Annotated in this window: 23 protein-coding genes; 21 read left to right on the top strand and 2 right to left on the bottom strand. The window is 64.4% G+C overall.

Annotated features, from left to right (window positions below; all coding sequences use genetic code 11):
• The first annotated feature begins 267 nt into the window (after positions 1 to 267).
• The 3 genes from AC1Q6X_RS04845 to AC1Q6X_RS04835 all read left to right on the top strand — a co-directional run bounded on the left by AC1Q6X_RS04845 (position 268) and on the right by AC1Q6X_RS04835 (position 2,548).
• Positions 268 to 1,608: a sensor domain-containing protein gene (locus tag AC1Q6X_RS04845; protein ID WP_492495437.1), complete on the top strand. Its 1,341-nt coding sequence runs from the start codon at positions 268 to 270 to the stop codon at positions 1,606 to 1,608.
• A gap of 41 nt (positions 1,609 to 1,649) precedes the next feature.
• Positions 1,650 to 2,036 carry a hypothetical protein gene (locus AC1Q6X_RS04840; protein WP_492495435.1) on the top strand — a complete coding sequence of 129 codons (387 nt, stop codon included), beginning with the start codon at positions 1,650 to 1,652 and terminating at the stop codon, positions 2,034 to 2,036.
• A 68-nt stretch (positions 2,037 to 2,104) separates the two neighbouring features.
• Positions 2,105 to 2,548: a DUF411 domain-containing protein gene (locus tag AC1Q6X_RS04835; RefSeq protein WP_070218523.1), complete on the top strand. Its 444-nt coding sequence runs from the start codon at positions 2,105 to 2,107 to the stop codon at positions 2,546 to 2,548.
• A gap of 108 nt (positions 2,549 to 2,656) precedes the next feature.
• On the opposite strand, the gene AC1Q6X_RS04830 is transcribed toward AC1Q6X_RS04835, so the two are convergent.
• Both AC1Q6X_RS04830 and AC1Q6X_RS04825 read right to left on the bottom strand, forming a co-directional pair.
• Positions 2,657 to 4,888 carry an NADP-dependent isocitrate dehydrogenase gene (locus AC1Q6X_RS04830; RefSeq protein ID WP_070218577.1) on the bottom strand — a complete coding sequence of 744 codons (2,232 nt, stop codon included), beginning with the start codon at positions 4,886 to 4,888 and terminating at the stop codon, positions 2,657 to 2,659.
• A 308-nt stretch (positions 4,889 to 5,196) separates the two neighbouring features.
• Complete coding sequence (locus AC1Q6X_RS04825) at positions 5,197 to 5,433, bottom strand: hypothetical protein (RefSeq protein ID WP_070218524.1); 237 nt, start codon at positions 5,431 to 5,433, stop codon at positions 5,197 to 5,199.
• A 232-nt stretch (positions 5,434 to 5,665) separates the two neighbouring features.
• On the opposite strand from AC1Q6X_RS04825, the gene AC1Q6X_RS04820 reads away from it, so the two are divergent.
• From AC1Q6X_RS04820 to AC1Q6X_RS04735, 18 genes are all read left to right on the top strand, one after another.
• On the top strand, positions 5,666 to 5,935 hold the full coding sequence (locus tag AC1Q6X_RS04820) for a Flp family type IVb pilin (protein WP_219136898.1): 270 nt from the start codon (positions 5,666 to 5,668) through the stop codon (positions 5,933 to 5,935).
• A gap of 44 nt (positions 5,936 to 5,979) precedes the next feature.
• On the top strand, positions 5,980 to 7,395 hold the full coding sequence (locus tag AC1Q6X_RS04815) for a pilus assembly protein TadG-related protein (RefSeq protein ID WP_492495432.1): 1,416 nt from the start codon (positions 5,980 to 5,982) through the stop codon (positions 7,393 to 7,395).
• A complete protein-coding gene (locus tag AC1Q6X_RS04810) occupies positions 7,392 to 8,294 on the top strand; it encodes a hypothetical protein (RefSeq protein ID WP_492495430.1) in 903 nt (300 codons plus the stop codon). The genes AC1Q6X_RS04815 and AC1Q6X_RS04810 overlap by 4 nt, the downstream gene beginning before the upstream one ends.
• The gene (locus tag AC1Q6X_RS04805) at positions 8,291 to 9,112 is read left to right on the top strand and encodes a hypothetical protein (protein ID WP_492495428.1); all 822 of its coding nucleotides are present in this window, start codon (positions 8,291 to 8,293) and stop codon (positions 9,110 to 9,112) included. The genes AC1Q6X_RS04810 and AC1Q6X_RS04805 overlap by 4 nt, the downstream gene beginning before the upstream one ends.
• A 116-nt stretch (positions 9,113 to 9,228) precedes the next feature.
• The gene (locus AC1Q6X_RS04800) at positions 9,229 to 9,876 is read left to right on the top strand and encodes a hypothetical protein (protein ID WP_139143145.1); all 648 of its coding nucleotides are present in this window, start codon (positions 9,229 to 9,231) and stop codon (positions 9,874 to 9,876) included.
• Positions 9,873 to 10,061 (top strand): Flp family type IVb pilin, encoded by a 189-nt coding sequence (locus AC1Q6X_RS04795; RefSeq protein WP_070291499.1) that lies wholly within the window; start codon positions 9,873 to 9,875, stop codon positions 10,059 to 10,061. Before AC1Q6X_RS04800 ends, AC1Q6X_RS04795 begins: the two co-directional genes overlap by 4 nt.
• Positions 10,062 to 10,066: 5 nt before the next feature.
• The gene (cpaB, locus tag AC1Q6X_RS04790) at positions 10,067 to 11,002 is read left to right on the top strand and encodes a Flp pilus assembly protein CpaB (RefSeq protein ID WP_492401110.1); all 936 of its coding nucleotides are present in this window, start codon (positions 10,067 to 10,069) and stop codon (positions 11,000 to 11,002) included.
• A gap of 71 nt (positions 11,003 to 11,073) precedes the next feature.
• Positions 11,074 to 12,603: a type II and III secretion system protein family protein gene (locus tag AC1Q6X_RS04785; RefSeq protein WP_492495425.1), complete on the top strand. Its 1,530-nt coding sequence runs from the start codon at positions 11,074 to 11,076 to the stop codon at positions 12,601 to 12,603.
• Between the two features lie 8 nt (positions 12,604 to 12,611).
• Positions 12,612 to 14,408 (top strand): TadA family conjugal transfer-associated ATPase, encoded by a 1,797-nt coding sequence (locus tag AC1Q6X_RS04780; RefSeq protein WP_492496052.1) that lies wholly within the window; start codon positions 12,612 to 12,614, stop codon positions 14,406 to 14,408.
• Entirely contained in the window at positions 14,405 to 15,277 is an 873-nt protein-coding gene (locus AC1Q6X_RS04775) for a type II secretion system F family protein (protein ID WP_492495423.1), read from the top strand. The genes AC1Q6X_RS04780 and AC1Q6X_RS04775 overlap by 4 nt, the downstream gene beginning before the upstream one ends.
• An 8-nt stretch (positions 15,278 to 15,285) precedes the next feature.
• Positions 15,286 to 16,203 carry a type II secretion system F family protein gene (locus AC1Q6X_RS04770; RefSeq protein ID WP_492495421.1) on the top strand — a complete coding sequence of 306 codons (918 nt, stop codon included), beginning with the start codon at positions 15,286 to 15,288 and terminating at the stop codon, positions 16,201 to 16,203.
• Between the two features lie 9 nt (positions 16,204 to 16,212).
• Positions 16,213 to 17,478, top strand: coding sequence for a DUF192 domain-containing protein (locus tag AC1Q6X_RS04765; RefSeq protein WP_492495419.1), 1,266 nt, complete (start codon positions 16,213 to 16,215; stop codon positions 17,476 to 17,478).
• A gap of 83 nt (positions 17,479 to 17,561) precedes the next feature.
• Positions 17,562 to 22,676 (top strand): phospholipase effector Tle1 domain-containing protein, encoded by a 5,115-nt coding sequence (locus tag AC1Q6X_RS04760; RefSeq protein ID WP_492495417.1) that lies wholly within the window; start codon positions 17,562 to 17,564, stop codon positions 22,674 to 22,676.
• The gene (locus AC1Q6X_RS04755) at positions 22,673 to 23,266 is read left to right on the top strand and encodes a hypothetical protein (RefSeq protein WP_492495415.1); all 594 of its coding nucleotides are present in this window, start codon (positions 22,673 to 22,675) and stop codon (positions 23,264 to 23,266) included. The genes AC1Q6X_RS04760 and AC1Q6X_RS04755 overlap by 4 nt, the downstream gene beginning before the upstream one ends.
• A gap of 93 nt (positions 23,267 to 23,359) precedes the next feature.
• Positions 23,360 to 23,953 carry a hypothetical protein gene (locus AC1Q6X_RS04750; RefSeq protein WP_492495413.1) on the top strand — a complete coding sequence of 198 codons (594 nt, stop codon included), beginning with the start codon at positions 23,360 to 23,362 and terminating at the stop codon, positions 23,951 to 23,953.
• A gap of 84 nt (positions 23,954 to 24,037) precedes the next feature.
• Positions 24,038 to 24,631: a hypothetical protein gene (locus AC1Q6X_RS04745; protein ID WP_492495411.1), complete on the top strand. Its 594-nt coding sequence runs from the start codon at positions 24,038 to 24,040 to the stop codon at positions 24,629 to 24,631.
• A gap of 84 nt (positions 24,632 to 24,715) precedes the next feature.
• Positions 24,716 to 25,309 carry a hypothetical protein gene (locus AC1Q6X_RS04740; protein ID WP_070300236.1) on the top strand — a complete coding sequence of 198 codons (594 nt, stop codon included), beginning with the start codon at positions 24,716 to 24,718 and terminating at the stop codon, positions 25,307 to 25,309.
• 93 nt (positions 25,310 to 25,402) lie between these two features.
• Positions 25,403 to 25,722: hypothetical protein (locus AC1Q6X_RS04735; RefSeq protein ID WP_492495409.1), on the top strand; the 320-nt coding region annotated here is incomplete at its 3' end.

Genomic DNA, 25,722 nt, shown 5'->3' with positions numbered 1-25,722 from the left:
GCCCCGTACTTCGTACAGTTGCGCTTCTCAACCGCAACTTCCTTCCGCTCGCTACGGTTTTGTCAGGTGTTGTAAGCGCCTGGCCATCGCCTGCCCCAGGCTGCGCTCCTGCGTCTGAATGCGACTTTTTGACCGGATACCTTCCCCGCAACGACAAGCATCAGCATGCCGCCGCTGCCGGCCCGACAAACCATGATCAATGCTCTTTGTTTTCTAAAAACAACAATTTCAATATCGATCGGCAATGTCCACTAGAATGGTGGGCATATGAAACATATGATTAGCGCGCCGGTCGCCAGTTTCACCGATTTGCTGCTTGATGCCGTGTGCATGGTTGACGTGGACGGGCGCTTCGTGTTCGTCAGCGCCGCTTGCGAACGCATCTTCGGCTACACGCAGCAGGAAATGATCGGCAAGCTCATGCTCGACATGGTCGCCCCCGCCGACCGCGCCCGCACCCTGGCCGCCGCGCGCGCCATCATGGATGGGCATGCGCAGACGCACTTTGAAAACCGCTACCTGCGCAAGGATGGCAGCCTGGCCCACATCATGTGGTCGGCCCGCTGGTCCGCCGCCGACCAGCTGCGCGTGGCCGTGGCGCGCGACATCACCTTGCTGAAACAGGCGCAGGCAAAACAGGCAGCGCTGTACGCCATTTCCGAAGCCATGCAGGCGACGCAGGACTTGCCCGCCTTGCTGTACCGCATACAGCACATCATCGGCGAGCACTTGCCTGCGCGCAGCCTGACCTTGCTGCTGCAGGACGAACACGGCGCACAGCCTTTGATGACCTGCCATGCCGGCGACAGCGCGCCGCAGCCGACGCCGTCCCTGGCCAGCCTGCTGTGCGACGAAGTCCTGCGCAGCGGCCGCCCCTTGCTGCTGCAGGCGGGACAACTGGCCGGCCTGCCGCCGGCGCTGCAAACGGCGGCTGGCGCCCTGTCCTCGTGCTGGCTTGCCGTGCCCCTGTATTCCTCGATGGGCAGCATCGGCGCGCTGGCCTTGCAAGGCGGCCAGGATGCCGTCATCGGGACGGCACAAGACCAGGATTTGCTGCAATTTGTCGCAAAGCAACTAGCGACCGCCATCGAGCGCCGGCAGTTGCAGACGCAAATGCAGTTCATGGCCATGCACGATGAACTGACCCGTTTGCCGAACCGCCGCCTGTTCCACGACCGCCTGCACACGGCGTTCGCCCGCGCACACCGCCAGGAAGGCCGGCTGTCGCTGCTGTTCCTGGACTTGAACAACTTCAAGCGCGTCAACGATGACCACGGCCATGCCTGTGGCGACCTGCTGCTGCAAACGGTGGCGAACCGCCTGCGCGATTGCATGCGCGAAACCGACACCTTGGCCAGGATGGGCGGCGATGAATTCGTCGTGCTCCTGGAAAGCAATGTCACACCGGCCGATGTCAGCCTGATCGAGCAAAAGATCCACGCGGCCCTGGCCGCGCCGCTGCACCTGGGTAACGGACAGCAATTGCGGATCACCGTCAGCATCGGCGTGGCCCACTATCCGGAAGACGGCGATACCATGCAACTGCTGTTGCGCCATGCGGACCGGGCCATGTATGCATCGAAGATGCTTGCCGCCGCCTCGCGCTAGCCTGCCCTGGCGACAGTACCCGCATGCTATACTTTCCGGCAATGCTGAGACTCTTCAAAACATGGCTGATCCTGCTGCTGATCGCGGCGGTGCCGCTGCAGGCGGCCGCTGCGGGCGCCATGCGGGCGTGCGCGCCGCTTGCGGCATCGCCTGCCGCCGCGATGGCAGCGGCTTGCCAGCATCACGCCGCGCAGTCATCCGCCATCACGGACAGCGCCGGCACGTCGGAAGAAAACAAGACCCCTGCCAAGCATGCCGCGTGCGGCGCCTGTTCCCTCTTTTGCCTGGGCGCACTGATGCCGCCCGGCCTCGCCCTGCCTGCCGCGCCCGTCAACGGCGCGGAACATGCGGCCCTGACCACTGCCACCTTGCTGCCGGGATTCATTCCCGACGGCCCGCGCCGGCCCCCGCGGCCGCTTTCCGCTTAAATTCCAAGCTCGTCCCAAGCAGGCCACTGCGGTGGCCACGATAGCCCTATTCCGTCTGAAAGCGACACATGATCAAACATTACATACTGCGCGGCGCCTTCGCCGCCATGCTGGGCTTGCCCACGTTCGCCATGGCGGCCCTGCCCGTCATTGAAGTCTACAAGAGCGCCTCGTGCGGCTGCTGTTCCGAATGGATCAAGCACCTGGAAGCGAACGGTTTCACGGTGCGCGCGAAAAACGTCGAGATGCCGGCGCAATACCGCAAGCTGGCCGGCATTCCCGACGCGCTCGGCTCCTGCCACACGGGCCTCGTCAACGGCTACGCCATCGAAGGCCATGTGCCGGCCAGCGACATCAAGCAGCTGCTGCGCGAAAAACCCAAGGCGAAGGGCCTGGCCGTGCCGGCAATGCCGATGGGCTCGCCAGGCATGGAAGGGCCGCGCAAGGATGCATACGACGTCTTGCTGGTCAAGAGCAATGGCAGCACCAGTGTTTACAAGCACTACCAGTAAGATGCAGGGCCAGTAAGATGCAGGGAAAATGAAAAACGCCGCCGGAATCGCTTCCGGCGGCGTTTTTTTTGTCAGGCAGTAAAGAACTTACTGCCTGTCAGGACTGCATCAGATGGTGTCGAGCACGGCATTCAGGCTGGCGCTAGGACGCATGACCGCTTCCGTCTTCGCGGGATCCGGCAGGTAGTAACCGCCGATATCCGTTTCCTTGCCTTGCACTGCTTTCAGCTCGGCAACGATCTTTTCTTCGTTGTCCGCCAGGGCTTTTGCCACTGGCGCAAAGTGCGCCGCCAGTTCCGCATCATCCTTCTGCGCTGCCAGGGCTTGCGCCCAGTACATGGCAAGGTAGAAATGGCTGCCGCGGTTGTCCAGCTCGCCGGTGCGTGGCGATGGCGACTTGTTGTTGTCCAGCAATTTGCCGGTGGCTTCGTCCAGGGTTTTCGCGAGGATCTTGGCCTTCGCATTGCCCGTCTTGATGCCCATGTCTTCCAGCGACACGGCCAGCGCCAGGAACTCGCCCAGCGAATCCCAGCGCAGATGGTTTTCTTCCACCAGCTGCTTGACGTGTTTCGGTGCCGAACCGCCGGCGCCCGTTTCGTACATGCCGCCACCGGCCATCAATGGCACGATCGACAGCATCTTGGCGGACGTGCCCAGTTCCAGGATCGGGAACAGATCGGTCAGGTAGTCGCGCAGGATGTTGCCGGTTACGGAAATGGTGTCCAGGCCGCGGAAGGCGCGTTCCAGCGTGTAGCGCATGGCGCGCGTCTGCGACATGATCTGGATGTCCAGGCCCTTGGTGTCGTGCTCCTTCAGGTAAACCTGTACCTTCTTGATGACTTCGTTCTCGTGCGGACGATAGGAATCGAGCCAGAACACGGCAGGCATGCCCGAGTTGCGCGCGCGCGTGACGGCCAGCTTGACCCAGTCGCGGATCGGCGCGTCCTTGACCTGGCACATGCGCCAGATATCGCCCTCTTCCACCGTTTGCGTCAGCAGCACTTCGCCCGTTTCCAGGTCGGTGATGTTGGCGGTGCCGCCTTCAGGCACTTCAAAGGTCTTGTCGTGCGAACCGTATTCTTCCGCTTGCTGCGCCATCAGGCCCACGTTCGGCACGGTGCCCATGGTCTTCGGATCGAAGTTGCCATGCCATTTGCAGAAGCCGATCATTTCCTGGTAGATGCGTGCGAAAGTCGATTCCGGCATGACTGCCTTGACGTCTTTCGGACGGCCGTCGGCACCCCACATCTTGCCGCCGATACGGATCATGGCCGGCATCGACGCGTCGACGATGATGTCGTTCGGCGAATGGAAGTTGGTGATGCCCTTGGCCGAATCGACCATGGCCAGTTCCGGACGATGCGCGTGGCAGGCGTGCAGGTCCTTGAGGATTTCATCCTTTTGCGACGCTGGCAACGTGTCGATCTTGTCGTACAGGTTGCTCATGCCATTGTTGACATTCACGCCCAGCTTGTCGAACAGTTCCGCGTGCTTGGCGAACGCGTCCTTGTAGAAGATGCGCACGCAGTGGCCGAAGACGATCGGGTGCGAGACCTTCATCATGGTGGCCTTGACGTGCAGCGAGAACATCACGCCCGTCTTGAAGGCGTCGTCGATTTCCTTCTCGTAGAACTCCAGCAGTGCTTTCTTGCTCATGAACATGCTGTCGATGATCTCGCCCGCTTGCAGGGAAACCTTCGGTTTCAGCACGATGGTCTTGCCCGAGGCTGTGACCAGTTCCATCTTGACATCGCGCGCTTTTTCCAGGGTCAGCGATTTTTCGCCATGGTAGAAGTCGCCATGGTGCATGTGCGAGACGTGGGTTTGCGACGATTGGCTCCACTCGCCCATCGAGTGCGGGTGCTTGCGCGCATACTCTTTGACGGCTTTCGGTGCGCGGCGGTCGGAATTGCCTTCACGCAGCACCGGATTGACCGAGCTGCCGATGCATTTGCCGTAGCGGGCCTTCAAGGCTTTTTCTTCTTCGGTCTTCGCATCTTCCGGATAGTCGGGCAGCTTGTAGCCACGGCCTTGCAGTTCGCGCACGCAAGCGATCAACTGACCTTGCGAGGCGCTGATGTTCGGCAGCTTGATGATGTTGGTGTCCGGATTCTGGGTCAATTTGCCCAGTTCAGCCAGGGTATTCGGGACTTTTTGCGCGTCCGTCAGGAATTCGGGAAATTCAGCCAGTACACGTGCCGCCACCGAAATATCGCTGGACACCACGTCCACGCCAGCCGGCGCGGTGAATTTTTTGATAATCGGCAGCAGGGAATACGTCGCGAGCAGCGGCGCCTCGTCAGTCAGCGTGTAGATGATTTTGGATTTTTGTGTTGCCATGTTCATTCCCTTGTATGCGGTGATGCCTGGTGGTTAACTTTCTTCATTCCAAACACAGGACGGTTAGCCTTGCTTTGGACGGCTAGTGTGCCGGCGGTGACGCCGTGCTTGCCCACCGCGTATTTTAGACTGTCCTGCCGCTGTTTGTGTATCCGATGGCGACGAATCTTATATAAGACAGCAAATATCCGGAACTACCGGGCCAGAATGGCCATTTTCCGCCTTGAAATGGATGCGGGGCAGCGGCACGGCATGTATGCCGCCTCGAAAAAACATTCCATATTGACAATATTCAAGTGGAAGCGACGTCACGGTCCCTCGTTCTTGACGATGCCGCGCACATTCGTCAGCGCCAGGCAAACGTTCAGCACGATCAAGGCCCAGGCTTCGTCTTGCCAGCCCCAGCACACCCACAGCACGTTGCTGAACAGGAAAACCCAGAACCCGGCAAGGCGCCGCGCGGCCATGCGCGAGCCCACCAGCCAGGCCGCCAGCAGCGAAGCGGCCATGGCGGGCCATTGCAACAGTTCGATAATGTCCGACATGGCGCCTCCTGTGCATCGTTCAGTTGGCAATATTGTCTGTTGTTTTATCAGCGCACGCCTGCCAATCCCGCCCCACTTCCCCGTAAATCCTCAGTCGGCTTGATGTCGATTAAGCCAGCTTATTAAAACAGCCATACGATGAGCGTGCTTGCTTCTTTTATTCATCCATTGTTTGTCTTTTCTCAACTGAAAGGTATTTCAAATGAAACCTGCTATGCGGAAAATCAAGTCAATGCGGCAACAATTGGGACAGGGCATGACGGAATACATCGTCATCGTGGCCCTGATCGCCGTCGCCGCCATCGGCGTATATCAATTGTTCGGCGCCACCATACGCAACCAGACGGCCGGCATCGCCATGGAGGTGTCGGGCAAGAACGGCACAGCCGCCATCGCCAAGGCCGGCGGGGCCGCCACTAAGGCCGAGACCGCCGCCAAGGACACGGCGAAGAACAGCCTGTCCACGTACGGCGACCAGGCCACCACCGGCAAGCAGGACTAGGCTGACGCCGCCAGCGAGCCAATGAGCGCCTCATCCACATCATCATGACACCGCTACAGGCAGTCCGCCTGCCCCCCTTCGCGCAACGCCGCCAGCAAGGCCAGGCGCTCATCTATGGCATCGTCGTTCTCATGGGCGGCCTGGCCGCCCTGCTCTTCGTTTTCAATACGGGCCAGCTCACGGCGGAAAAAACCAAGCTCGTCAATACGGCCGACGCCGTCGCCTACAGCGCCGCTGTCATGCAGGCGCGCGCCCTCAATTTCGACGCCTACACCAACCGCGCGCTGATGGCCAACGAGGTCATGATCGCGCAAGCCGTCAGCATCGCCGCGTGGTCCGCCCATGTCGTCAAACATACGGAAAACGTCACGCCCCTCAACTGCCGCAGCTATTACTCCGTGCCGGCGGCGCTGCTGCTGATCGATTACATCCCCGTCTGCTACCTGCTCAGCTTGCCTACCGCCAGGAATACCGCGCAAGCCGTCGACCAGGTGGCGCAGCAAGTAGCGCAGGCCAGCGTGCTGGCCTCCGAAGCGGCCAAGGCCGTCCTGCAGGGGGCACAGGCGAACATGGCGGCCACCATCCTGCCTGCCCGTAAAACGCTGATGCAGCAGGTGGCCGACGCCAACTATGCGGGCGACGGCAGCGTACATGTCGACAGCATGCCCATCACCGATACGTTCACGCAGTTCGAGGGAAGCAGCTTCATCCGCGCGTATGCGGGCGCCGAACGGGGCCGCTTCAAGCAGGCGGCGCTCGCGGCCGCCCAGCGCGATGCCTTCGTCCGGCAGCGCTCCTGGACCTCGGCCAATCACCTGCCTTGCCTGTTGGGCAACAAGGCGGAGTTCCGCCGGCGCGGCGGTACGGAGCTCGTCGACTTCGACGAATGGAAAGCCATGGACACGGCGTCGCTGCACCACTGGTCCTGGCATACGCACGGCCTGTTTCGCCTGCCCACCTGCGACGACGATGAAATGCCGCTCGGCTACGGCACGCAGGCGGCGGCCCACGGCAAGCCCGACGACAGCGGCGCCGCTTACGGCCAGTCGCGCCCTGGCAATCCCCGCGCCAGCGCCCTGGCCAGCAGCAGCGACTGGCATTACAGCGGTTTGCCCACCTTTTACGACATCGCCGTGCCGGCCCTGGCCTACGCGTCGACGGACCCGCAGCCGCGCCTGACCTTCGCCATCCGCCTGACGCGGGCGAAAGACCAGCTCAGGACATCCGATGGCAGCTCCGGCATCAAGCCGGGCGGCCGCCTGGCCCTCATCGACGGCAAGCCGTCCCACGACGTGCTGGCGGCAGTGTCCTCCGCGCAAGTGTATTTCGAACGGCCAAGCGGGCGCGACGATGGCATGAAGGAATTGGCCAGCCTGTTCAACCCTTATTGGCAAGTGCGCCTCGTGCCGACCTCGGCGGCCGATCTGGCGGCCGCCACAGCAATGGGAGGCGCGCGATGAAGCCGTTTGGCCTGTCCTTGTTGCTCGTGCTTTGCATCCTGCTGCCGGCCAGGGCCAGCACGCAGGCCGAAGATGCCGTGCGTCAAATGCCCATGGTCCACGAAGCGCTGGCGGCGCGCGACGCCACCGTCAAGGTGCACCTGGTCAGCGCGCGCGGCTACCTGAACGGCAAGCCCGGCGACGCGGCCGGCCTGGCCCGCCTGCACGCGGAAGTACAGGCTTGCGTCCAGCGCAACAGCGAACGGGGCATCGCCTCGAAGCCGCCACACGCCTGGCCCGAACATGTCATCAGCATGCGTCTGGACACCTATGCTGCCGTCAACCGCAGCATCGTGTACGCCGCCGGCCTGTCCTATGCCATCGATCCCCGCGATTGCAGTCTGATGGAAACGCGCACCAGCAAGGCCAGCCTGTCATCGAGCCTGGGGACCTGCGAAGTCGATTTGCTGGCAAAGACGGCGCACGGTCATTGCGATGCCACGGGGCAGGCGCGCGCCGCGCCGCCGCGCCGCCAGCCGCCGATGACGGCGGCGCAAAAGGCCGACATCGTGCGCCTGGCGGCCGGCAGCCCGGCCATGGCCGCATTCGCTGCCGCCATGCAAGCGCACCCGCAGGCGGGCATGGGCGAACGCAAGGTCATCCTCGGCCTGGAATGCGAGGTCCGGCCCAATCCGCTCGACCCGGAAGGCAAGAACTGCGTGTCGCGCGGCGGCTCCTTTTCCTCGCTGGACGCCATCGGCGAAGCAGGCATGTCCGGCATGACCTTGGAAATGAGCTCGCCCAACGGCATCGAGCTGCGCGCCACGCAGGCCATGCTCGATACCCTGGTGCCGAACGCCGTTTTCGCGCCCTACCTCGAGGGCGGCTTTCGCATCACGCGCCCGGAGAACCGGCCATGAAACGGCACAGCTTTCGCCCCAGGCACGACCGCGGTCAGGCGCTGACGGAGTTTCTCGTGCTCGCCGCCGCCCTATTGCCGCTGTACCTGCTGCTGCCCCTCATCGCCAAATACCAGGACATCGCCACGCAGGCCGGCATGGCCAGCCGCTACGTCACCTTCGAGGCGATCACGCACAACGATGCGCAGAGTGCCTGGAAGCCGCCGACAGCCTTGGCCGGCGAAGTGCGACGGCGCTTTTTCAGCAATGCGGACGCCCCCATCAAGACGGGCGATACGGCCGGTAATTTTCTCGCGCACCAGAACCTGTTCTGGCGCGGGCCTGCCGGCATCGCCCTGATCGCGGACTTCGACAGCGACGTGGCCGTCAGTTTTGGCCCCGGCAACGCGGCCAGCCATGCCGGCGCTTTCACGCCCGCCAGCGACGGCGCACCTTTCAACGGCTTGCCGGGCACCTCCGCAGGCCTGCACACCGCGGACGAACTGGGCTTGCCAAGCCGCGGCATTTACCGGGGCAACGTCAGCGTGCGCCTAGCCAGGTTGCCGTCAGGCATCGTCGCCTATCAGCCGTTTGACAGCCTCGAGCTGGCCATCCACCGCCATACGAGCGTCGCCATCGATGGCTGGGCAGCCGGGGGACCGGCCCAGGTGCAGTCCCGTCTCGACAGCAAGCTGCTGGTTCCCGCCACGGCGCTGCGCGATGCGGCGGGCGTGGTCAATGCCAGCGTGACCCTGGTGGAAATGGGGCACATCCAAGGTCCAAAGCTGGGGCAGCTCGACTTCTGGCGCGATGTCGTGCCGCCCGACCGACTCAGGTAGGCACTGCGCCATCCACCTTATCCGCATCAGGGGAGATTGCAGAAATGACAGCAAAACAATATCTTCGGCGCCTATCAGGCACGGCACTGGCGCTGTTGCTGCCCTGCAGTGCCGCTGTGTCGGCGCCGACAGCCTGGCCCGTGATCGCTGTTCCCGCCGGCATTGAAACCTTTGCCACGGGTGGCGAGATGCGCGTCAATGGCCTGCCGCTGCACGTGCGCGGCGTGCTGTCCGCCAGGACGCCGGCCCAGGTGGCGGCGCTGTTCCGCGCCAGCCTGGGACAACCGCTGGCGGAACACACGCGGGACGGCACGCTGGTGCTGGGACGGGCGCTGGGCGAATTTTACGCCACGGTGCAGCTGCAGCCAGCGGGAAGCGGTACGCGCGGCCTGCTTGCCGTCAGCCACCTGGGCGCCGCGCCGGGGCCGCACGATAGCGCCACGGACAGGCTGCTGTCGCGCTTTCCTGCCGGCTCGCGCTTGCTGACGCAAACGCGTTCGGTGGATGGCCCGCGCCGCGCCGAGTTGCTCACTGTCAGCAACGCCATGGGCGTCGAGAGCAATGTCCGTCACTTGCGGCGCGCCCTCGAAGCGCAAGGCTACACGCTCGAGCATGCGGACTCGGCTGCCAGTGCGCCCGGCGGCGCCACCTCGCTGTTTTTCAAGACCTCCGCCAGTGAAGCGCTCGCGGTGATTTACCGCGACAGCCAGGGCCACACGGCCATCGCCCTGAACACCATCACGCGCCTGGAGTCCGCCAGATGAGGCCCCGCTTCCGCCGCCGGCCGCAAGAGGGCCAATCCAGCGTCGAGTACGCCATCGTCTGCGCCGCGCTGGCCATCGCCCTGGGCGTGGGCATGAGCGGCGAGACCAGCGTGCTCAGGCAACTGCTGGCCGCCTTCAAGTCCGTGTACCAGGACTTCAGCTACGCCATTTCCCTGCCCGGTTGAGCATCATGAAAATTCCCTTTCCCCCGTTTTCGAAGATCAACAAGACCTGGGTGGTACTGGGCGCCGCACTCGCCATCGGCCTGCTCGCCGCCGTCGCCACGCGCAGCTTCCTCAGCTCCCGGGTGGCCGAAATCGAGGCGCGCAATGTGCATCAGACGCTCAGCGTCGTCGTCGCCAAGACGGATCTGGCGCAAAACACGATCTTGTCGAACGACAACGCGGCCGTGCGCAAGATTCCCGTCGAATATGCCCACTCGGGCGCCGTGCAGCCGGGCGATTTCGAGCGTATCGCCGGCAACGCCATCGCGTTTCCCGTCAAGGCGGGCGAAATGATCATGTGGAGCCAGATGGCGGGCAAGCGCGTGCCCACCTTTTCCGCGCGCCTGGCGGCGGGGCGGCGCGCCATCACGGTGGTGGTCGATGAAATCAATTCGATCTCCGGCATGCTGGAACCAGGCGACCTGATCGACCTGATGCTGACCATCGACCAGAACGGCAGGAAGGTCGTGCTGCCGCTGTTGCAAAGCATGCAAGTCATGGCCACGGGCCAGCGCTCGGTGGATGACGCGAAAAACGGCGAGGCCGCGCAATTTGCCACCGTCACCCTCGACACCACGCCCGCGCAAGCGCGTAACCTCATCATCGCGCGCGAAAGCGGCAAGCTGACGGCCTTGCTGCGCAATCCGGCGGACAAGGCCGCGCCCGGCCAGCAAGACTATGACCTGTCGTTGCTGTTCGGCGCCCGGCCGGATAGCCTTCCCCTGCCGCAGCGGCGCGGCATCCCCGTGCTGTATGGCGGCAGCGGCATGCCGGCGCCGCCCGACGCCCTGCGCCTGCAGGGGCATCGCAGCGGTACCGATCCGCCAGTGGCAATGCCGCCAGCGCCAGTGGCCGCCCCACCGCCCATTCCGCTCATCAACGCTGCCGCCGCGCCGCCCTGAGGCGTACCGGCGACAGCCTGCCTTGCGCCAGCGCGCAAGCCACCGCACGCCCTTTGTATGGACACAGTCCCATGAAACGCTACTTCCTCACCCTGCTGTCAGCCCTTTGCGTAACGCTCGTGCTGGGCGCAAGCCTGGCGGCACCGGCCTGCGCCCGCGCCCAAACGGCGTCCCAGGGCGTGATCGAAGGCAAGGCGCCGCTCGCAGCCAGGGCCGGCAGCATGCCAAAGACCGCCAATACCAGCAGCGCGGCAGCGCGCTACCAGCCCATCGCCAATCAGGACGATGCCGAATCGGAGCCCGAACTGGAGCTGTACCTGGGCGAATCACGCGTCTTCCCCACGCCGGGCGTGGCGCGCATTGCCGTGGGCAATGGCCAGGTCATCACCGCCAACGCGCTCGACGACAGGGATGTCATCATTTTCGCCAACGGCGCCGGCAACTCCTCGTTGTTCGTCTGGCACCAGGATGGCCGCTACCAGCGCGTAAAAGTCACGGTGCTGCCGCTCGACATGCGCCGCTATGCGCGCGATATCGCCAGCTTTTTGTCGGCCATCCCGAAAGCGAAGGCCAGCGTGGTGGGCGACAAGGTCGTCGTCGAAGGCGATGAATTGTCCGACGCGGACCGCGACAAGGTGGCGGAACTGGCCAGGCGCTATCCGCAAATCGTCAATTTCACCAGCCCCATCGGCTGGGAACAGATGGTCATGATGGACGTCAAGGTGGTCGAGTTCCCCCGCACGGAACTGCGCGAGCTGGGCCTGAAATGGAGCGCCACGGGCGGCGCGGCCATCGGCGGCATCTGGGCGCCGTCCAGCCGCGGCGATGCGGGCCGCTATGCGATCAACGTGCGCACGGGCGAGGCCAATGCGCCGCCGATCACCGTGCCGAATGGCGGCAACGGCGGTTTCGTGCCCCTGCCCTCGAACCTCACCATCCTCAGCGCCATCAACCTGGGGCTGAACGCGCAGTTACTTGCACTACAACAAAATGGCACTGCCAGCATCCTTGCCGAGCCCCAATTGTCGACGCGCAGCGGCTACAAGGCCAGCTTCCTGGCCGGCGGCGAGATTCCGTATTCCGTCGCCTCCGTCAACGGCGTGACGGTACAGTTCAAGCCCTACGGCATCAAGCTCGACATCGAACCCAAGGTGGGCAGCAATGGCGTCATCCGCGCCGTCATCGAGTCGGAAGTCAGTTCCATCGACGCCTCGCTGTCCACCAGCAGCGGCCCGGCCCTGCTGACGCGGCGCACGCGTACGGAGTTCAATGTGCGGCAGGGCGAAACCATCGTCCTTGCCGGACTGCTGCAACGCAATAGCAGCAGCGACGTCGACAAGGTGCCCCTGCTGGGCGACATCCCCATCCTGGGCACTCTGTTCCGCTCGAAGCGCTACCAGAACAAGGAAACGGAGCTGGTGGTATTCGTCACGCCCAGCATCGTCGACAGCCGCAGCGCCGGCCTGGCGGACCGGGTGCGCAGCGTCACGCAACGGCTGGAGCAGCAGCTGGGCCAGCCGCCCCACCTCAGCGACGCCTTGCAGCCCGGCGCGGATGCGGCCCGCTTCAACCAGGCGCCGCCGTCCGTGCCGGCGCAATGAAGGCCATCATGTTCCAGGTCGACATCCTCCACCCCGACGGCAGCGCCAGGCAAATGAGCGTGCCCGACGACTGCATGGTCGGCAGCAAGACCAGCAACGACATCTGGCTCGACAGCTGGCGCATCGGCAAGGAACACGCGCGCCTGCTCAGGACGCCTTCCGGCGTGTTGCTGGAAGACATGGGCTCCTATGCCGGCACCAGCGTCAACGGCGTGCGCATCCGCAGCCAGCATGGCCCGCTGGCGCCTGGCGACGTGATCGCCATCGGCCCCTACAGGTTGCAGGTGCAGGAACTGGCCGGCACGGCACGGCCCGTGCAGGCGGCCGCTTTCCACTCGCGCTCGAGCAGCGCCGCCACGCGCAACCAGCGCGCCACGGCGGAAATCCACGCCTCGCGCCTGGCGGCGGAAAAAATGCAGCAGCACATGCAGCGGCAAGCGGGCGACGGCGCCGCGCCGGAAGAGGACTTTGCCATCATCCTGGCGCCGCAGGCACGCCAGCAGCTGGAATTCGAATGGCGTCAGCGCCTGCACGCGATCTTGCTCGAAACCATGGATTTGCGCCGCCACGACGTATCGAAAATGAGCGATGAGCAATTGCGCGCGGAAGCGCGGCGCTACATCCACGACATCATGCGGGCGCAGCGGGCCGAGATCCCCGAGGAACTCGACTATGAACTGCTGGCCAGGCAAGTGCTCGACGAAGCCGTGGGCCTGGGGCCGCTGGAGGAATTGCTCGACGATGCAGGCGTCACGGAAATCATGGTCAACCAGTTCGACCGGATTTATATCGAGCGCGACGGCAAGCTGGAAAGGCATCCGCTGACGTTTACCAGCGAACGGGCCGTGCTGGGCGTCATCGAGCGCATCGTCGCGCCGCTGGGCAGGCGCATCGATGAATCCTCGCCCATGGTCGACGCGCGCCTGAAGGATGGCTCGCGCGTCAACGCCATCATCGCGCCGCTGGCCCTGAAAGGCCCGGCATTGACGATCCGCAAGTTCGCCAGATACAAGATGACGGCGGACAATCTCGTGCAACTGGGCGCCCTCAGCGCCGACATGGCCGCTTTCCTGCAAGTGTGCGTGGCGGCGCGCAAGAATATCGTCGTCTCGGGCGGCACCGGTTCCGGCAAGACGACCTTGCTCAACATCCTGTCCAACTTCATTCTCGCGGGCGAGCGCATCATCACGGTGGAAGACGCGGCCGAGCTGCAACTGCACCATGAACACTGGGTCAGCCTGGAGGCGCGCCCCGCCAATGTCGAGGGCAAGGGCGCCGTTTCCATCCGCGAACTGGTGCGCAACACCCTGCGCATGCGCCCCGACCGCATCGTCGTCGGCGAATGCCGGGGCGGCGAGGCGCTCGACATGCTGCAGGCGATGAACACGGGCCACGACGGTTCGCTGACCACCCTGCACGCCAACAGCCCGCGCGACGCCCTGGCGCGCCTGGAAACCATGGTCTTGATGGCCGGTATGGAATTGCCCCTGTCCGCCATCCGCGACCAGGTCGCCTCCGCCATCCACCTGATCGTGCAGCAGACGCGCTTTGCCTGCGGCACGCGCCTGGTCAGCAGCATCACGGAAATCACGGGCATGGAAAGCGGCAAGTTCCAGATGCAGGAACTGTTCCGTTTCGTCCACCTCGGCTACGGCGGCGCTGGCGAAAGCCAAGGCGAAGGCGAAGGCGCTACCGTACGCGGCTATTTCAGCGGCTGCGACCTGCTGCCGGGCTTTTACGAAGCCTTGCGCAGCCAGGGCCAGCCGCTCGACACGACGATCTTCCGCCAGCGGGAGGCGACATGAACAGCGCCATGAACGCCGCCCACATGCTGCTGTTCATCACCGCCATCGCCGCCCTGGCGGCGGCCATCCTCGCCTGGCTGGTGATCGACATCGGTATCGCCACCATGCTGCGCTACCGCGCCCACTTCACGGAACGCACGCGTTTCCAGGTGCGCGAATTCTTCCTGTTCGTCGATCCCGCGCGCATCTTCCTGGCCCACGCGGCCACCATGACCCTGGGCGCCATCATCGCCGGGCTGGCCAGCGGCAGCATGCTGGTGGCCGCCCTGGCCTTCCTCGGCCTGGCCCTGCTGCCGCGCGCCGTGTATGCCTGGCTGCGCCGGCGGCGCCTGCGCAAGTTCGAAGAGCAGTTGCCGGAAGCGCTGATGATGCTGGCCGGTGCCCTGCGCGCGGGCCTGAGCCTGAACCTGGCCATGTCGCAGCTGGTCATCGAGGCGCAGGCGCCGCTGGGCCAGGAATTTACCCTGCTGCTGCGCGAGCAGCGCCTGGGCGTGACCCTGGAGCAAAGCTTGAACGGCCTGGTGCGGCGCATTCCCACCCAGACCACGATCCTCGTGGTGTCGGCCATGCGCATCGCCACGGAAACGGGCGGCGGGCTGGCGGAAATGCTCGAACGCACGGCCAGCACGGTGCGCAACCGATTGCACATCGAAGGCAAGATCCGCGCGCTGACGTCGCAGGGCAAGTTGCAGGCGTGGATAGTCGGCCTCTTGCCCGTCACCCTGATGCTCGTGCTCGACCACATGGAGCCGCAGGCGATGGACCAGCTGTGGCACACGCGCATGGGCTGGGGGGCGCTGGCCGTCATCGCCACCCTGGAAGTGCTGGGCATCCACGTCATCCGGCGCATCGTCGCCATCGATGTCTAGGCGCCGCCATGTCTCCCACCCGCATCGAACTCACCATCACTGCCCTGGCCATGCTGTCCGGCCTGGCCATGGCGCTGCTGGCGACTTTGCTGGCCAGGACGGTGGCCGCCATCCCGGCCGAGGACCGCAGCTACAAGGATGCGCCGCCCCTCGCCTTCCGCCTGCTGTGGTGGCCCATCCACTGGGGCGGCCATGCGCTGCGCCCTTTCATTGCCAGGGCGCCCACGGCCTCGCTGCCCGTGCGCTTGCGCAAGGCGGGCCTGGACTACAGTCTCAGCCCCTCGCAATTCGTCGCGGCGCGGCTGCTGTGCGCGCTGATCGTCGCCGCCTTTTCGTGCTGGGTGCTCGATTCGCTGGGCCAGGGCAGCCGCAGCGGCGTCGGCGCCGCCCGCTACTGGCAGGCAGGGCTTGCCGGCGCCGGATCCGGCTGGTGCTACCCGGGTATCTGGCTGCGCGACCGCATGGCGCTGCGCAGGAGCGCGCTGAACAAGTCCCTGCCCTTTTACCTCGACCTCATCACCCTGTGCGTGGAAGCGGGACTCAATCTGCAGGGCGCGCTGCAACAGGCTGCGCTGAAAGGGCCGAAAGGCGCGCTGTGCGACGAAATCAAGCGCGTGCTGCGCGATGTGCGTAGCGGCAAGGCGCGTGCCGACGCGCTGCGCGCCATGATCGAACGGGTGCAGGAACCGGCCGTGACCAATTTCGTCACGGCGCTGATCCAGGCTGAACGCATGGGCATGAACCTGGGACCCGTGCTGCGGGCACAAGCGGATCAGCGGCGCTCCGAGCGCTTTCTGCGCGCCGAAAAACTGGCCATGGAAGCGCCCGTCAAGCTGCTGTTTCCCCTCATCGCCTTCATCTTTCCCTGCACCTTCATCGTCCTGTTCTTTCCCATCGTCGTGCAATTCATGCAGTCGGGCCTATAAGGAGCTGCCATGCCCACACGCCATTCCAGCATCCTGCACACGGCCAGCGGTGCGCACGCGCTGGAACTGCGCCTGGCGGACAGCTTTCTCACGCGCCTGCGCGGCCTGATGCTGGCCGCGCCGCTGCATGGCGCGCAAGGTTTGCTGATCACGCGCTGCGCCAGCGTGCATGCAGCCTGCATGCGCTACCCCATCGACGTGGTCTACCTGGACCGCCACGGCGTCGTCACCCGCTGCGCCGCCGGCCTGCGCCCGTGGCGCGCCAGCTTCGGCGGCCTCGGCTGGCGTGCGCCGCGCACGGCGCACACGCTGGAACTGGCCGCCGGCGCCATCGCGGCCCTGCACATTCGTCCTGGCGACCGCCTGCAGCATCCACGGCTGGAAGCTGCGCCCGCAACGGTGGCCGGCACGCGGGACAAGACCCAGCGCGGCTCGGCGATGATCGAATTTACCGTGGTCGGCCCCATCATCACCCTGCTCGGGCTGTCGATCCTGCAATACGGCATGTTGTTTTTTGCCAGGACACAAATCAACTACGCGGCCTTCATGGCCGCGCGCGAAGGGGCCGTCGCCCATGCCAGCGTCAGCAGCGCCTACGCGGCGTACGCGCGCGCGCTGATCCCCCTGTACGGCGGCGGCCAGACGCCAGCCCAGCTCGCTGCTTCGCTGGCCAAAGCGAACGCAGACCTCGGCGCCAACGGCACCGGTAACGCCAGCATCGAGCTGCTCAACCCGACCCGGCAAAGTTTTGATGACTGGAACGACGTGCACAGGCAAATCGCGCTGCATACGGGCAACCGCCGCGTCATCCCGTACAGCGGCCAGAGCCTGAAGGAGCAGAAAGTGGGCGCCACTTCCGGCCAAACCATCCAGGACGCCAACCTCATCAAGCTGCGCATCACGCATGGCTACCTGCCAAAAGTTCCCCTGGTCAAGAACCTGTATGCCACCTACCTGAAATGGCTGGACCCGCACACGGACGCCTTTCATACCAAACTGCTGGCCAGCGGCCGCATACCCGTGGTCACGCACGTCACCGTACACATGCAGTCCGACGCCATCGAGGGCAACAGCCCCGTTTCCACGCCGGGGCCGGGCAACGGCGGAGCGCCCGTCAACCCCGGCAACCCGCCCGTCACAGACCTGCCGCCGCCCGCGTGCGACAACCTCAGTTGCACCGATCCGCCCGTGACGCCGCCCCCTTGCAACCCGTTCACGGACCCGCGGCATTGCGTGCCGGAACCGTGCTCCATCGTCTGCTGCGAACCGAGCTGAGGTAAACCATGTTGCCATCTCTATATATTCATCGTCTGCGTCCCCGCAGTATCAGCCTGCCGGCCTGGTTCTTGTTATCCTGCATGCTATCTTTTACCTTGCCCGCGCGCGCCTGCGGCCCCGAACCGGGCGGCCCCCCGTCCCCCTGCAGCGGCGCCGTCGCCGGCGTGGGCGGCAGCGGCGGTCCCGATGCGGGCGCGGGCAATCCCATCAACGTCATCACCGGCAATAAATACCAGCGCGAGGAAGACTTGCCCGCCCTGCCCGGCGTGCTGGGAGTGGAAATCGTACGTCACTACAACAGCGCCTACAGCAAGCCAGGCAGCCCCAACGGTCCCATGGGACGCGAATGGAAACTGTCGTATGAAACCGAACTGATCGACAAGGATGGCCGCATCCAGATACTGCAGGCCGACGGCGCCCGCGTCATCTTTGACCGCGATCGACGGCATCCGGACCTGTGCAGCACGGCGCTGCCGGCCTACGGCCGCCTGACGCTGGCGCCCCAGGCCAACGGCGCCAGCGACTACACCTGGACCCTGCCCGACGGGCGCCGCCTGCATTTCAATACCTTGGGCAAGCTCGACAGCATCACGGCCGCCACGGGCGAAATGCTCAGGCTGCTGTATGACGACAACCATCTGCTGGTGCAAGTGACCGACCCGCAAGGCCGCAGCCTGCACCTGCGCTACCTGGCGCCCACCTCGGCAGGCGCCAGGGCCGGCACGCAATTTCGCGGCGTGCAACACATCGACAGCCCCGTGGGACGCTTTTCCTACGACTACGGCGGCGCGCCGGCACCGGGAGCACTGTCCTTCGAGCGGCGCATCCTGCTGGCCAACCTGCTGCGCGTGCACTTGCCGGCGGGCGACAAGGCGCAGCCCGCTGTCAGCCGCCGCTACCACCACGAAGACCCGCGCCTGCCCTGGCTGCTGACGGGCATCAGCATCGAAACCGGCAGCGCCGGCGGCCCGCCCGTGGCCACGCGCTACGCCACCTTCGGCTACGACAGCAACGGCCGCGCCAACCTCAGCACGCATGCCGGCAATGTCGGCAAGGTCACGCTCGATACCAGCGAGGGGGGAAAAACCGTGCTCACCAACAGCCTGGGCCAGCGCACCGTCTACCGCCACGCCATCGTCGGGGGCCAGCAGCGCCTGCTGGAAGTACGCGGCGCCGGCTGCGCCAGCTGCGGCGAAAGCAATGTGCGCTACGCCTACGACAAGCTGGGGCAACTGCTGGAAACGACCCGCCTGGACGACAAGGGCGAGCCCGTCAGTGCCAACTGGCGCGAACTGGATCCGCTGGGCCGCACCGTCCGCGCCGGCAGCGTGACATACCAGCACGGCAAGCGGGGCATCGCGCAATGGCGGCTACGCCTGGAATACGCGGGCGACGATCCCGCGCCCACGCTGATCGCCCGCCCCAGCGTCGTGCCGGGCAAGGAGCGGCAAACGCGCATCGATTACAACGCCATGGGCCAGGTCCTGCGCGTGACGCAGACGGGCTGGGTGCCAGGCCACGACGGCCAGCAGGCAACGGCCGCCATCGCGCGCACCACCAGTTACCAGTACGCCATCATCGCCGGCCACAGCCTGCTGACCCGTACCGACGGCCCCCTGCCCAACGGCAAGACGGGCACGCCGCTGGACTCCGATGTCACCGTGTTTGAATATGGCCAGCCGGCGGACAAGAGCAACGCGGGCAAGCTGGCGCGGTATGACGAGCATGGAACAAGCGACGTCCCCCTGACCGCCATCATCGCGCCTGGCAATCTCAAGCGCGCGTTCACCTATGACGGCGCCGGCCGCATCGCCACCATCTCCGATGCGCTCGGTCAGATCACGCAGTACGCCTACACGCCGCGCGGCCAGTTAATGCGCCAGACGCGCGACGGCGCGACGTATGCGGCGCGCTACGACGGTCTGGGTAATCCGCTCGAAATCGCATACAGCGACCAGGCAGGCCAGCAGTCGCTTGCCCGCCTGGGTTACGACGCCGCCGGCCGCCGCATCTGGAACGCCTCACACCTGGGCATCGTGACGCGCCATCGCTACGACACGGAAAACCGCCTGCTCGACACCACCACGCAATCGAGTACCATCAAGCAAACCCTTGGCTACCGCTACGACCCGTTGGGCCATCTGCTGGCCATGACCGATGCGAATGGCGCGCGCTCGACGATCAGGTGGAACGCACGCGGCCTGCCTGATACGGTGGCCGATGCGCTGGGGCGCGTTACGCGTTTGCGGCATGACGCCATGGGCAATATCGTCGGCGTGACGCAGTGGGCGAACACGCCGGAGGCATTGGGACAAAACACGGAAACCCGCTTCGAACGCGATATCGACGGTCAGCCCATTGCCGTGACAGCGCCAAACGGCGCCACCACCCGCTATCTGCGCGATGATTTCGGCCAGGTCATCGCCACCATCAGCCCCGACAGCGGCATGACACGCCGGCAATTCGACGCCGCCGGCAGGCTGATAGCGGGCACCGACGCCATGGGGAACCAGGCCAGCTACGCCTACGATGGCGCCGGGCGCATCGTGCGCCAGGTCATCACCGATGTCGGCACTCCGGCCGGCCAGCGCCAGACCGTCACCACCTGGCGCTACGCGGGCGCACACCTGGTCGCCATCGATCACCCGCAACAATCCGAGCGCTACAGCCACGACGCGCATGGGCGCCTGTCCGTCAAGACCGTCATCATCACGCTCCACGGCGGCAGGCAGGCCAGCTATCACACCCGTTACCGCTACGACAGCCTGGGGCAGCTGAGCGGCATCAGCTTGCCGGACGGCAGCATGCTCGAATACCGGCGCAACGGCCAGCAGCAAGTAGTCGCGCTTGAGCGCCAACGCGTCCACAGTCCCTGGCTGCGCTGGCTGCTGCCAGGGACAAGCATCGTCAAGGACCTGGAGCGCGACGTGATGGGACTCAAGCGCTACACCTATGGCAACGGCATCGAGGCCCTTTACCAGCGCAGCAAGGAAGGGGCGCTGGCGCGCATCGTCTACCGCAACGCGCGGGGGGACCAATCCGGACAGCAAGCCGTCTTGGCGTTGCAAGCCGTGCTGGGCATCGGCCAGGCCGTGGCCGCGCCGGAATCCGCGCTGCCAGCCGAAAATGCGCAGCACGCCGCTCAGGCTGGCGCGTTGGGCCTGCCACCCGATCCGGCCGCCCTGCTCGATCACCGCTACCTGTGGGACGTGCAGGGCAACTTGCTGTATACGAGGGACAGGGACGCTGCCAGCAGCTACGCCTACGATGCCCACGACCGCCTGATTGCAGCGGCAACGGCCTCCCTGGCCCCGTCAACGGCGGCAAGCTTCGACCGCTACCACTACGACAGCGGCGGCAACCGCCTTATCAGCCAGGAAGAGATCGCCAGCCAGGATGAACTGCGGCGCAACACCGTCCGCGCCAGCGATACGAAAGACGCCCGCTACGACGCGGCCGGCCAGCCGCAGCGCATCGGCCAGCGCCGCTATGCATGGGATGCGCTGGGCCGGCTGCTGGCAGTGCATCAGGGCCTGGACCTGCTGGCGCGCTACCGCTACAACCATCGCGGGCTGCGCATGGCCAAGGAAGTGCGCGGGATGCGTACTTATTATCTGTACGACGACGACAGAAAGCTGCTGGCGGAAGTCGATGCCGACGGCAAGGTCAGCCGGCAATACATCTATCTTGCCGGCCAGCCGCTGGCGCTGATCGACACGGCGGCCGACGCCGCCGCCGAATTACGGGAACAGCGTGGGCCGCTGGCGCAAGCCATGGCCGACATCTCGGCCATCTGGCAAGCCTGGTTCAGTCACGGCGAGAGCATCGCCTTCCTGCACAACAACCATCTGGGGGCGCCCGAGCTGGCTACCGACGCCCATGGCAAGCCCGTGTGGCAAGCCGCATATGCGCCATTTGGCAAGTTAAGAAAAACAAACACCCAGTACGCCTTCCAGCTCAAGCTGAGCCTGCCGGGCCAGTATGCCGACCAGGAAACGGGCTTGTACTACAACGACCAGCGCTATTACGACCCGGCCCAGGGCCGTTACCTGACGCCCGACCCGCTGGGCCTGCGCGCCGGCGCCAACAGCTATGCCTATGTCGCGGGCAATCCGCTCAAGTATGTCGATCCGAACGGGCTGATCCTGTTTGCGTTTGATGGCACGGGCAATAGCGAACATCCGAAGCCGGACAGTTCGATTTCCAATGTGCTGAAGTTCTACGAGGTCTATGACCAGATCAAAAATGGAAAGGCTTTTTATATCACCGGCATCGGCACCACCAACCCGGATATGCCCTACGCCGGCAGCGCCATTACGGGCGAAGGCTTCGACCAGCGCGTGAGCCTGGGGCTTACCTTTCTCAACGACTACATCAAAGAAAGCGCGAACACTGGTCTCCTGGATATTGACGTGGTGGGTTTTAGCCGAGGTGCAGCAGAGGCACGCTTTTTTCTCAATGTCGTTGCCGACAACCTTAAGAAAAATAACGGCGCCTATGTCATCGATGGCAAGAGCCGCTGCCTGAATCTGCGCTTTGAAGGCCTGTGGGATACCGTGCCGCATCTCGGCATACTCCATGAAGATGAAAAACAATACTTCTTTTCAGTACCGGCCGCCGTCAAATACGCGGTGCACGCCGTGGCGCTGAACGAACACCGGGGCGGAGGGGATGACTTCGATCTGCGCTCCATCATGGACAGACCCGGCCAGACCAGTTCGGCGAACCGCCTCGAAAAGGCGTTCATTGGTAGCCATTCCGACATCGGCGGCGGCTTCGGCACCGGCGACCTGTCCGATGTGGCGCTGATGTGGATGGTTGAACAGGCGAAGGGACAGGGAATCGCCATAAGCGAAAAAAAACTAGAAAAAAATGGATGGGACATTATCACTAATCCCATCTTGCATGACCGGAGCGGCAACAGGTTCAACAGCGACGACATTACCGTCACCAGATACGTCGGCTATGAAAACGGCAAGGAAGTATCGCAGACGGACGCGGTCTTCGATGGCAAGCGAACCTCGGACACCAACGATTTCATCAATTTTTTTCCCGATGCTTACAAGTGCGGCACGATGGCCAATCCCGATATCGGGCTGGTGGACATGAACAAATACAAGCTCTGGCTGGCCAGTTATGGCTTAAGCATCACCACCGGCCCCATCGTCAACGCTTCCTGCAAGGCACCATCATGAAAACATATCTGCTCCAGGCAGTTTGCTTCCTGGCGGCCATCGCCCTCTGCACTGCCTGTGCCGCACCACACTCGCAGCAAGGCCCCGGCATGATCGTGACCTTCAGCAACGGCATCAAAGGAAAAGAGGTCGACGTGCTGCGTGCGCGAACGGCGAACGGCGTATTTTTTCCGACCCCTGGCTCCCTGGGACCCGACAAGAATCCCATGACTGGCGGCAAGACCATGGGCGCCGCGCCCGATGGCCGCGAACTGCCGCAATGGGTGGAATTCGAGTGGCAGGTATGGCCCTATCCCTACCCTGTCAGGCCCGCGGACCCTGTAGCGCGGCAAGTCTGGAGTGACGGCGTGCATGCCCTGTCCCGCTCACTGCCCATCCAGACGGCCCGTGTCGCCGTCCGGTCGCGCGTGCCGCAAGACGTCATCGACGAAGTACTGGCGTCGAACAGGCAAAGAGCGCCGCGGGCGCTGCCGGACAAGATGCTGTGGGTGTATTTCATCTGGTACGAGACGGGCATCAAACTCCGCTGGAAGCTGAAAAGCAGCTGCTGTGGCTTGCTGCGCGAAGGCGGCGACGAGCTTGCGCCATGACCAAAACCCCAGGCAACCAGCACCGGCCGGCGCGCCCGCCGTGGCCGCCGTGGCCGCCGCCCCTACCTTCAACGCTTCCTGCAAGGCACCATCATGAAAACATATCTGCTCCAGGCAATTTGCTTCCTGGCGGCCATCGCCCTCTGCACTGCCTGTGCCGCACCACACTCGCAGCAAGGCCCCGGCATGATCGTGACCTTCAGCAACGGCATCAAAGGCAAAAAAGTCTACGTCGTACGTGCGAGAACGGCGAACAGCACGTTTTTTCCGACCCCCGGCTCCCTGGGTCCCGACAAAAATCCCATGACCGGCGGAGCCACCATGGGCGCCGCGCCGGATGGCCGCGCACTGCCGCAATGGGTGGAGTTCGAATGGACCGAATGGCCCTATCCAGCACCGCCTCCACCAACAGAGCCAAGCGCCCTACAGGCATGGAACGACCGTGTGGACTTGCTGACCCGGACTTTGCCGCACAAACGTGCCCGCGTCGCCGTCCAGTCACGCGTGCCGCAAGACGTCATCGACGAAGTACTGGCGTCAAACAGGCAAAGAGCACCCAACGCGCTGTCGGACAAGGATCTCTGGGTGTATTTCATCTGGTACGAGACGGGCATCAAGTTTCGCTGGAGGCTGCTGCAGGGCTGTTGCAAGATGCTGCGCGAAGGTGGCGACGAGCTTGCGCCATGACCAAAGCCCCAGGCAACCAGCACCGGCCGGCGCGCCTGCCGTGGCCGCCGGCCCTACCTTCAACGCTTCCTGCAAGGCACCATCATGCAAAAATATCTGCTTCAGACGATCTGCTTCCTGGCGGCCATCGCCCTCTGCACAGCCTGCTCTGTAACACGGTCGCAGCAAGGCCCCGGCATGATCGTAACGTTCAGTAACAGCATCAAAGGCAAGAAGGTCGACGTGCTGCGTGCGCGAACGGCGAACGGCGTATTTTTTCCGACCCCTGGTTCCCTAGGTCCCGACAAGAATCCCATGACCGGCGGAGCCACCATGGGCGCCGCGCCGGATGGCCGCGAACTGCCGCAATGGGTGGAGTTCGAATGGAAGGTATGGCCCTATCCCTACCCGGACATGCCCGCTGATCCTGTAGCGCGGCAAGTCTGGAGTGACGGCGTGCACGCCATGTCCCGCTCACTGCCCATCCAGACGGCCCGTGTCGCCGTCCGGTCGCGCGTGCCGCAAGACGTCATTGACGAAGTGCTGGTATCAAACAGGCAAAGAGCGCCCAACGCGCTGCCGGACAAGGATCTCTGGGTGTATTTCATCTGGTACGAGACGGGAATCAAGTTTCGCTGGAGGCTGCTGCAGGGCTGTTGCAAGATGCTGCGCGAAGGCGACGACGAGCTTGCGCCATGACCAAAACCCCAGGCAACCAGCACCGGCCGGCGCGCCCGCCGTGGCCGCCGGCCCTACCTTCAACGCATCCTGCAAGGCACCATCATGAAAAAACATCTGCTCCAGGCAGTTTGCTTCCTGGCGGCCATCGCCCTCTGTGCAGCCTGCTCTGTAACACGGTCGCAGGACGGCCCCGGCATGATCGTGACCTTCAGCAACGGCATCAAAGGAAAAGAGGTCGACGTGCTGCGTGCGCGAACGGCGAACGGCGTATTTTTTCCGACCCCTGGTTCACTAGGTCCTGACAAGAATCCCATGACCGGCGGAGCCACCATGGGCGCCGCGCCCGATGGCCGCGAACTGCCGCAATGGGTGGAATTCGAGTGGCAGGTATGGCCCTATCCCTACCCTGTCAGGCCTGCGGATCTTGTAGCGCGGCAAGTCTGGAGCGAAGGGGTACATGCCCTGTCCCGCTCGCTGCCCATCCAGACGGCCCGCGTCGCCGTCCGATCGCGCGTGCCGCAAGACGTCATCGACGAAGTGCTGGCGTCAAACAGGCAAAGAGCGCCCAACGCGCTGCCGGACAAAGATCTCTGGGTGTATTTCATCTGGTACGACACGGGCATCAAGTTTCGCTGGAGGCTGCTGCAGGGCTGTTGCAAGATGCTGCGCGAAGGTGGCGACGAGCTTGCGCCATGACCAAAACCCCAGGCAACCAGCACCGGCCGGCGCGCCCGCCGTGGCCGCCGTGGCCGCCGCCCCTACCTTCAACGCTTCCTGCAAGGCACCATCATGAAAACATATCTGCTCCAGGCAATTTGCTTCCTGGCGGCCATCGCCCTCTGCACTGCCTGCTCTGTAATACGGTCACAGGACGGCCCCGGCATGATCGTGACCTTCAGCAACGGCATCAAAGGCAAGAAGGTCGACGTGCTGCGCGCGCGAACGGCGAACGGCGTATTTTTTCCGACCCCTGGCTCCCTGGGACCCGACAAGAATCCCATGACTGGCGGCAAGACCATGGGTGCCGCGCCGGATGGCCGCGAACTGCCGCAATGGGTGGAGTTCGAATGGAAGGTATGGCCCTATCCCTACCCGGACATGCCTGCCGA

This window comes from Janthinobacterium sp. GW823-FHT06H09, from assembly GCF_058794735.1.
The sequence above is the reverse complement of the archived record's forward strand: the minus strand, read 5'-3'. Positions and strand labels throughout refer to the sequence as shown.

Coding starts and splice junctions, on each gene's coding strand:
- AC1Q6X_RS04745 (WP_492495411.1), top strand. CDS start 24,038: ATGCAAAAATATCTGCTTCAGACGATCTGCTTCCTGGCGGCCATCGCC.
- AC1Q6X_RS04740 (WP_070300236.1), top strand. CDS start 24,716: ATGAAAAAACATCTGCTCCAGGCAGTTTGCTTCCTGGCGGCCATCGCC.
- AC1Q6X_RS04815 (WP_492495432.1), top strand. CDS start 5,980: ATGACACCGCTACAGGCAGTCCGCCTGCCCCCCTTCGCGCAACGCCGC.
- cpaB (WP_492401110.1), top strand. CDS start 10,067: ATGAAAATTCCCTTTCCCCCGTTTTCGAAGATCAACAAGACCTGGGTG.
- AC1Q6X_RS04830 (WP_070218577.1), bottom strand. CDS start 4,888: ATGGCAACACAAAAATCCAAAATCATCTACACGCTGACTGACGAGGCG.
- AC1Q6X_RS04840 (WP_492495435.1), top strand. CDS start 1,650: ATGCTGAGACTCTTCAAAACATGGCTGATCCTGCTGCTGATCGCGGCG.
- AC1Q6X_RS04810 (WP_492495430.1), top strand. CDS start 7,392: ATGAAGCCGTTTGGCCTGTCCTTGTTGCTCGTGCTTTGCATCCTGCTG.
- AC1Q6X_RS04805 (WP_492495428.1), top strand. CDS start 8,291: ATGAAACGGCACAGCTTTCGCCCCAGGCACGACCGCGGTCAGGCGCTG.
- AC1Q6X_RS04795 (WP_070291499.1), top strand. CDS start 9,873: ATGAGGCCCCGCTTCCGCCGCCGGCCGCAAGAGGGCCAATCCAGCGTC.
- AC1Q6X_RS04770 (WP_492495421.1), top strand. CDS start 15,286: ATGTCTCCCACCCGCATCGAACTCACCATCACTGCCCTGGCCATGCTG.
- AC1Q6X_RS04825 (WP_070218524.1), bottom strand. CDS start 5,433: ATGTCGGACATTATCGAACTGTTGCAATGGCCCGCCATGGCCGCTTCG.
- AC1Q6X_RS04780 (WP_492496052.1), top strand. CDS start 12,612: ATGTTCCAGGTCGACATCCTCCACCCCGACGGCAGCGCCAGGCAAATG.
- AC1Q6X_RS04835 (WP_070218523.1), top strand. CDS start 2,105: ATGATCAAACATTACATACTGCGCGGCGCCTTCGCCGCCATGCTGGGC.
- AC1Q6X_RS04755 (WP_492495415.1), top strand. CDS start 22,673: ATGAAAACATATCTGCTCCAGGCAGTTTGCTTCCTGGCGGCCATCGCC.
- AC1Q6X_RS04845 (WP_492495437.1), top strand. CDS start 268: ATGAAACATATGATTAGCGCGCCGGTCGCCAGTTTCACCGATTTGCTG.
- AC1Q6X_RS04785 (WP_492495425.1), top strand. CDS start 11,074: ATGAAACGCTACTTCCTCACCCTGCTGTCAGCCCTTTGCGTAACGCTC.
- AC1Q6X_RS04750 (WP_492495413.1), top strand. CDS start 23,360: ATGAAAACATATCTGCTCCAGGCAATTTGCTTCCTGGCGGCCATCGCC.
- AC1Q6X_RS04820 (WP_219136898.1), top strand. CDS start 5,666: ATGCGGCAACAATTGGGACAGGGCATGACGGAATACATCGTCATCGTG.
- AC1Q6X_RS04775 (WP_492495423.1), top strand. CDS start 14,405: ATGAACAGCGCCATGAACGCCGCCCACATGCTGCTGTTCATCACCGCC.
- AC1Q6X_RS04765 (WP_492495419.1), top strand. CDS start 16,213: ATGCCCACACGCCATTCCAGCATCCTGCACACGGCCAGCGGTGCGCAC.
- AC1Q6X_RS04760 (WP_492495417.1), top strand. CDS start 17,562: ATGCTATCTTTTACCTTGCCCGCGCGCGCCTGCGGCCCCGAACCGGGC.